The 6,703-nt window shown below is 66.4% G+C and carries 6 protein-coding genes; 1 reads left to right on the top strand and 5 read right to left on the bottom strand.

The window, feature by feature from the left end:
• The 5 genes from ON44_RS29070 to ON44_RS29050 form a co-directional block, all read right to left on the bottom strand.
• Positions 1–489: aldolase/citrate lyase family protein (locus tag ON44_RS29070; RefSeq protein ID WP_040695698.1), on the bottom strand; the 489-nt coding region annotated here is incomplete at its 3' end.
• The gene (locus ON44_RS29065) at positions 486–974 is read right to left on the bottom strand and encodes a MaoC family dehydratase (RefSeq protein WP_040695695.1); all 489 of its coding nucleotides are present in this window, start codon (positions 972–974) and stop codon (positions 486–488) included. The genes ON44_RS29070 and ON44_RS29065, both read right to left, overlap by 4 nt.
• Positions 971–2,131 carry an acyl-CoA dehydrogenase family protein gene (locus ON44_RS29060; RefSeq protein ID WP_040695694.1) on the bottom strand — a complete coding sequence of 387 codons (1,161 nt, stop codon included), beginning with the start codon at positions 2,129–2,131 and terminating at the stop codon, positions 971–973. The genes ON44_RS29065 and ON44_RS29060 overlap by 4 nt, the downstream gene beginning before the upstream one ends.
• The gene (locus ON44_RS29055; protein WP_040695700.1) at positions 2,128–4,161 is read right to left on the bottom strand and encodes an acetyl/propionyl/methylcrotonyl-CoA carboxylase subunit alpha; all 2,034 of its coding nucleotides are present in this window, start codon (positions 4,159–4,161) and stop codon (positions 2,128–2,130) included. Before ON44_RS29055 ends, ON44_RS29060 begins: the two co-directional genes overlap by 4 nt.
• Positions 4,162–4,166: 5 nt before the next feature.
• Entirely contained in the window at positions 4,167–5,756 is a 1,590-nt protein-coding gene (locus ON44_RS29050; RefSeq protein ID WP_040695693.1) for a carboxyl transferase domain-containing protein, read from the bottom strand.
• A gap of 93 nt (positions 5,757–5,849) precedes the next feature.
• Here ON44_RS29050 and ON44_RS29045 point away from each other — a divergent pair, with 93 nt between their 5' ends.
• The gene (locus ON44_RS29045) at positions 5,850–6,458 is read left to right on the top strand and encodes an SACE_7040 family transcriptional regulator (protein WP_040695691.1); all 609 of its coding nucleotides are present in this window, start codon (positions 5,850–5,852) and stop codon (positions 6,456–6,458) included.
• Positions 6,459–6,703 lie beyond the last annotated feature (245 nt).

Here is a 6,703-nt window from a genome sequence, read left to right as displayed (position 1 = left end):
CCGAACATGGCGCGCCACATCGCGATAGCTGCCATCGGCATGCCGACTGGAATTGCCGCGGAGCCCGGCGACCAGATCTTCCGCACCCCACATGGCCCCGATCGCATTGCGCGCCAGTACCGCTCGCCCGACCGCCATGGCGCCGAGCGGCGATTCGATCAGCGCGATCACCTCGTAGTCGGTGAGGGAGCCGAGCTGTTCGGCGGATTCGGCCTTCGGCAGCATGATCCGCCGATACTCGGTCCGCGCCAACGCCGCGAGATCGGGCTCGTGCTCGTCGGTTCCGACGGCATTGATCCGCACGACGGTGGTCTCGGGATCCAGCGGTGTTTCGACGAGCGCCTTGCGCGCGAACGCCTTATCGCCGGCCGCGACCCCGTCCTCGAGATCGATGATCACCACATCGGCTGCCGCGGCGGCCTTCTCGAAGCGCTCTGGGCGGTCGGCGGGGCAGAACAGCCAGGCTGGTCCGGGCAATTGCCAACTCATGCGGGCTCCTTGCGTACCAATGTCTTTCGTACCGCCGTCGCCACGATATCGCCATGCTGGTTGCGCGCGGTGTGCGCGAAGGTGAGGATGCCCTCGCCCGGTCGGCTCTTGGATTCGCGCTTATCGGTGACCACCGTCTCGGCATACATGGTGTCGCCGTGGAACAGCGGCTTCGGGAAGGCGACCTCGGAGAAGCCCAGGTTGGCGACGATCGTGCCCTGGGTCAGCTGTGCGACCGAGAGGCCGATCAGCGTGGACAGGGTGAACATCGAATTCACCAGGCGCTGGTGGAACGGCGGCAGCTGCTCGCTGAACGCCGCGTCCAAGTGCAATGCCTGGGTATTCATGGTCAGCGTGGTGAACAGGACATTGTCGGCCTCGGTAATGGTCCGGCCCGGCCGGTGCTCGTACACCACACCGATCTCGAACTCCTCGAACCACAGGCCGCGCTGCACCACCCGGCGTGGAGCGTCCGTCTCGGTCACAGGCCCAGCTCCCGTCCGATCAGCATCAACTGCACCTCCGTCGTGCCCTCGCCGATCTCCAGGATCTTGCTATCGCGATAGTGCCTGGCCACAGCGTATTCGTTCATGAAGCCGTAGCCGCCGAAAATCTGGGTGGCGTCCCGGGCGTTGTCCATGGCCGCCTCGCTGGCCACCAGCTTCGCGATGGAGGCTTCCTTCTTGAAGGGCTTACCCGCCAGCATGAGTGCGGCGGCGTCGTAGTATGCGGTCCGCGCGGCGTGCGCGCGCGCCGCCATGCGGGCGATCTTGAAGGCAATGGCCTGATTGCGGCCGATGGCCTGGCCGAAGGCCTCGCGTTCCTTGGCGTAGCGCACGCTCTCGTCGACACAGCCCTGAGCCGCTCCCACCGACAGCGCCGCGATGGCGATGCGGCCCTCGTCGAGAATGCGCAGGAAGTTGGCGTAGCCGCGACCGCGCTCGCCGAGCAGATTCTCCTCCGGCACCCGGACGTCGGTGAAGCTCAGCGGATGCGTATCCGAGGCATTCCAGCCGACCTTGTTGTAGGCGGGTTCGGCCACGAACCCGGGGGTGTCGGTGGGCACGAGGATGGTCGAGATCTCCTTCTTGCCGCCCGACTGTCCCGTCACCGCGGTCACCGTCACCAGTTTGGTGATATCGGTACCGGAGTTGGTGATGAACTGCTTGCTGCCATTGATGACCCATTCGCCGCTGTCGGCGACCGCGGTGGTCCTGGTGCCGCCCGCATCGCTGCCCGCACCGGGTTCGGTGAGGCCGAAGGCGGCGAGATTGCGGCCACTTGTCAACTGCGGCAGCCATTCCTGCTTCTGCTTATCGTTGCCGAAGCGGTAGATGGGCATGGCGCCCAGCGAGACACCGGCCTCCAGGGTGATCGCCACACTCTGATCGACCTTGCCGAGTTCCTCCAGCGCCAGGCACAGCGCAAAGTAGTCGCCGCCCATACCGCCGTACTCCTCCGGGAACGGCAGGCCGAACAGACCCATATCGGCCATGCCCGCGACGACCTCGTACGGAAACGTATGGTTCGCATCGTGTTCGGCGGCTACCGGGGCGACCACTGACTTGGCGAAATCGCGCACCGTCAGCGCTAGATCGCGATAGTCCTCGGGCAGTGTGCCGGTGGACAGAAATTCGGTCATGCGGAAGTTCCTTCTCGCTCGGCGGTTTCGGGTTCGGTGGGAGCCGCGGCGATGCGCACCAGCGGCTGGTCGAGGCGGACCTGGGCACCCGGCGCGACCAGGACTTCGACGGTGCCCGCGACCGGTGCCGTGAGCGTGTGCTCCATCTTCATGGCCTCGACCACGACGACGGGGGCCCCCACCGCAACAGTGGCACCGTCGGCAACCGGTACCGCGATCACCGAACCCGGCATGGGACTGCGGATTTCGGCGTCACCGACGTGTTCGGCGCCGCCGCGGACATTCAGCTCGGCCACCTCGCGCAGCACCGCGACACCGGACGGTCCGGCCACCCAGAGCTGACCGTCGTGCTCCGCGACGCGGAACTCCCGGCGCAGACCGTCCAATGTCAGGACCAGCCTTCCGTCGGTGAAATCAGCAGTGAGCGAGACCGATTCGCTGCTGTTGAGATGCACCTGCGCGGCATCGGGAGCGCCGGTCAGGTAAACGTGCTCGGTGCGGTCACCGCCGGCGAGCCTGATGGTGGTCGGCGCGGGTGTGCCGATGCGCCACCCGGACGGGATATCCCATGGATCGCTCGGCCCGACAGGCCAGCGTCGCACCCAGTGATAGGCAGCGGCAGCGATGAATTCGTCATCCCCGACCGCGGCGGGTCGGAAGTCGCCGACGCGGCGATCCAGCAGTCCGGTATCGAGCTTTCCAGCGGCCACATCCTGGTCGGCCAGCAGAAAGCGCAGGAACTCGATATTGCTGGTGACGCCGAGCAGGACGGTATCGCTCAGTGCCCGATCGAGTTTCGCGAGTGCGGTCTGGCGATCGGCGGCGTGCACGATGACCTTCGACAGCATCGGGTCGTAGTCGCTGCCGACGACAGTGTCGATGCGCAGTCCCGAATCCACCCGCACGCCGGCGCCTTCGGGCTCGGACAGGTCGAGTACCGTGCCGCCGGTGGGCAGGAAGCCGCGACCGGGATCCTCGGCGTAGACGCGGGCCTCGATCGCATGCCCGACGAGCCGCAGCGCATCCTGCTCGAGCGCCAGCTTCTGCCCGGCCGCGACGCGCACCTGGCACTCCACCAGGTCGATCCCGGTGACCAGCTCGGTGACCGGATGTTCCACCTGCAGCCGAGTATTCATCTCCATGAAGAAGAATTCGTCCGGCCGATCGGCGGAGACGATGAATTCGACCGTGCCCGCACCCACATAGTCGACGCTGCGTGCGGTATTGCATGCGGCCGCGCCGATGCGCGCCCTGGTCGCGGTGTCCAGCAGCGGGGACGGTGCCTCTTCGATGACCTTCTGATGCCGCCGCTGCAGGCTGCATTCGCGTTCACCGAGGTGGATCACGTGACCGAATTGGTCGGCCAGGATCTGCACCTCGATATGGCGTGGCCGGGTGACGAATCGCTCCAGGAACAGGGTGTCGTCACCGAATGCCGCGGCCGCCTCACGCCGGGCACTGGCCAGCGCAGCGGGCAATGCCGACGGTTCCTCGACCAGTCGCATACCCTTACCGCCGCCACCGGCCGAGGGCTTCACCAGGACCGGATAGCCGATATCGGTTGCGGCGTCGATCAATTCGGCATCGGTGAGTCCCGGGCGGGCGATACCCGGGACGACGGGCACATCGAAGGAGGCGACAGTGTTCTTCGCCGCGATCTTGTCGCCCATGATCTCGATTGCCTTGGCGGGCGGCCCGAGGAAGACAATGCCCGCCTCGGCCAGCGCGGATGCGAAAGCCGCATTCTCGGAAAGGAATCCGTAGCCCGGATGTACGGCCTTGGCGCCCGTGCGCACCGCCGCGGCGACGACCTTCTCGATATCGAGATAACTTTCCCGGGCCGGAGCCGGACCGAGGCGCACCGCGGTATCGGCCGCACGCACATGCCTGGCCTGCGCATCCGCATCGCTGTAGACCGCGACCGAGCGAATTCCCATGGCGCGCAACGTGCGGATGACCCGGACCGCGATCTCGCCGCGATTGGCGACGAGCACGGTGTCGAAATCGATGGGATGGGACTTGTTCATCATCGCGCTCACATCCGGAAGACGCCGTAGGAAACGGGTTCGAGCGGTGCTTGCGCACACACCGAAAGGGCAAGTCCGAGCACGGTTCTGGTATCGGCGGGGTCGATGACGCCGTCGTCCCAGAGCCGCGCGGTCGAGTAGTACGGATTGCCCTGATGTTCGTACTGTTCCCGAATCGGCGCCTTGAATGCCTCCTCGTCCGCCGCCGACCACGGCTGTCCGCTGCTGTCGAGTTGATCCCCACGCACCGTCGACAGCACCGAGGCGGCCTGCTCGCCACCCATTACCGAAATTCGCGCATTGGGCCACATCCACAGGAAGCGCGGTGAATACGCGCGCCCACACATCGAATAGTTGCCGGCGCCATACGATCCGCCGATCACCACCGTGAGCTTCGGCACCCGCGCACACGCCACCGCGGTGACCATCTTCGCGCCGTGCTTGGCGATACCACCCGCCTCGTAATCGCGCCCGACCATGAAACCGGTGATGTTCTGCAGGAACAGCAGGGGAATCTTGCGCTTATCGCACAGTTCGATGAAATGCGCGCCCTTCATGGCGGATTCGCTGAACAGCACGCCGTTATTGGCGATGATGCCGACCGGATGGCCGTGGATGCGGGCGAATCCGGTGACGAGCGTCTTACCGTATTCGGCCTTGAATTCGTGGAATCCGTTTTCGCCGTCGACCAGCCGGTGAATGACCTCGCGGACGTCATACGGCGTGCGTAGATCGACCGGGACCACGTCGTACAGTTCGGACTCCGGCTTCGCGGTCGCGACGGTCGGCGTCACCTCCCACGGGCTGGCCGGGCGCGGGCCGAGCGTGGCCACGATGCGGCGCACGATGCGCAGCGCGTCTTGGTCGTCCTCGGCCAGATGATCGGTGACTCCCGAAGTGCGCGAATGCAATTCGCCGCCGCCCAACTCCTCGGCGGTGACCACCTCACCGGTCGCGGCCTTCACCAGCGGCGGTCCACCGAGGAAGATCGTGCCCTGATTGCGCACGATCACCGCCTCGTCACTCATCGCTGGTACGTACGCACCACCTGCGGTGCACGAACCGAGTACCGCGGCGATCTGCGGAATTCCCTTGGCGCTCATGGTCGCCTGGTTGAAGAAGATGCGCCCGAAATGCTCCCGATCCGGGAAGACCTCGTCCTGGCGCGGCAGGAACGCGCCGCCGGAGTCGACGAGATACACGCAGGGCAACTGGTTCTGCAATGCGACCTCTTGGGCGCGCAGATGCTTCTTCACCGTCATCGGGTAGTAGGTGCCGCCCTTGACCGTGGCGTCGTTGGCCACGATCACGCATTCCCGCCCGGAGATCCGGCCGATGCCGGTGATGATCCCGGCGCCGGGACATTCATCGTCGTACATGCCCGTCGCGGCCAGCGGCGAGAGCTCGAGGAACGGGCTGCCCGGATCGAGCAGCTGATCCACCCGCTGCCGGGGCAGCAGCTTGCCGCGGGCCACGTGCCGCTCACGCGCCTTCGCGGGCCCGCCGAGCGCCGCGGCGGCCAGTCGGGCGCGCAGATCCTCCAGTAGCGCCCCGTGTGCCGTGCGGTTGTCGACCCCGACCTGTTCGGTCACCGTCATCACGCTGTCCTGCCATCCAGTTAGTCGCCGATAACTGGAATTCAGGTTAATGTTGATTAACCGAGATGTCCAGGTGTGCTGAAAGGAGTGCGTGTGACCAGCACCGACCCCGTCGCGCCCACCCGCAGGGAACAACTGAAGCTGCAGCGTAGGGCGCAGTTGCTGGATGCGGGTGCCCGGCTCATCGCCGATCGTGGGTTCCTCGGCATGCGCCTGGACGACCTCGGCGCGGCCGTCGGGATCAGCGGCCCGGCGGTCTACCGGCACTTCCCGAATAAGGAGGCGCTGCTGGTCGAACTGCTCATCGGGGTCAGTCAGCGGCTGCTCGCCGGTGGGAAAGCGGTGGTTGCGCGGACCGGGTCGGCCCGGGAGGCGCTGGACGGGCTGGTCGATTTCCATCTGGACTTCGCGCTCGGCGAGCCCGAACTCATCCGGATCCAGGACCGCGACCTCGAGAACGTACCGGTCGGGCCCAGACGCGAACTGCGGCGCACCCAGCGTCAGTACGTCGAGATCTGGGTGGCGGTGCTGCGGGAGTTGCATCCGGAACTGCCGGAGGAGACCGCACGGGTGCAGGCCCACGCGGGCTTCGGCTTGATGAACTCCACGCCGCACAGCGCGACCAATGCCACCGCCACCCGGGCCCGGCCGATACTGCGTCGCATGGCGCTGTCCGCAATGGGTCAGGCTGCGCTGGGTTGATCGCTCGCTCGCCCCTTTCAAGCCTCTCCCAGCCCCGGCGGAGCGAGTCTTACGAGCGACCGTTCGTGGCCCGTCTCGCGTCCGCGCCGAAGGCGCGGCCATCGAACACAGCCGAGTCGTCGAAGCGCGTGCGGCGTAGTCGCGAGTCTCGACCATCCGACGCGCACATCGGGTGCCGAACGATCCAGCATCAGCACCCGCCACGGAGCGAGTCTTACGAGCGACCGTTCGTGGCCCGTCTCGCG

This window comes from Nocardia vinacea NBRC 16497, assembly GCF_000308835.1.
Lineage (GTDB): Bacteria > Actinomycetota > Actinomycetes > Mycobacteriales > Mycobacteriaceae > Nocardia > Nocardia vinacea.
The sequence above is the reverse complement of the archived record's forward strand: the minus strand, read 5'-3'. Positions and strand labels throughout refer to the sequence as shown.

What these genes read in the sequence shown, in the direction of transcription:
- ON44_RS29060 (WP_040695694.1), bottom strand. Translation starts at nt 2,131, where the DNA reads ATGACCGAATTTCTGTCCACCGGCACACTGCCCGAGGACTATCGCGAT.
- ON44_RS29055 (WP_040695700.1), bottom strand. Translation starts at nt 4,161, where the DNA reads ATGATGAACAAGTCCCATCCCATCGATTTCGACACCGTGCTCGTCGCC.
- ON44_RS29050 (WP_040695693.1), bottom strand. Translation starts at nt 5,756, where the DNA reads ATGACGGTGACCGAACAGGTCGGGGTCGACAACCGCACGGCACACGGG.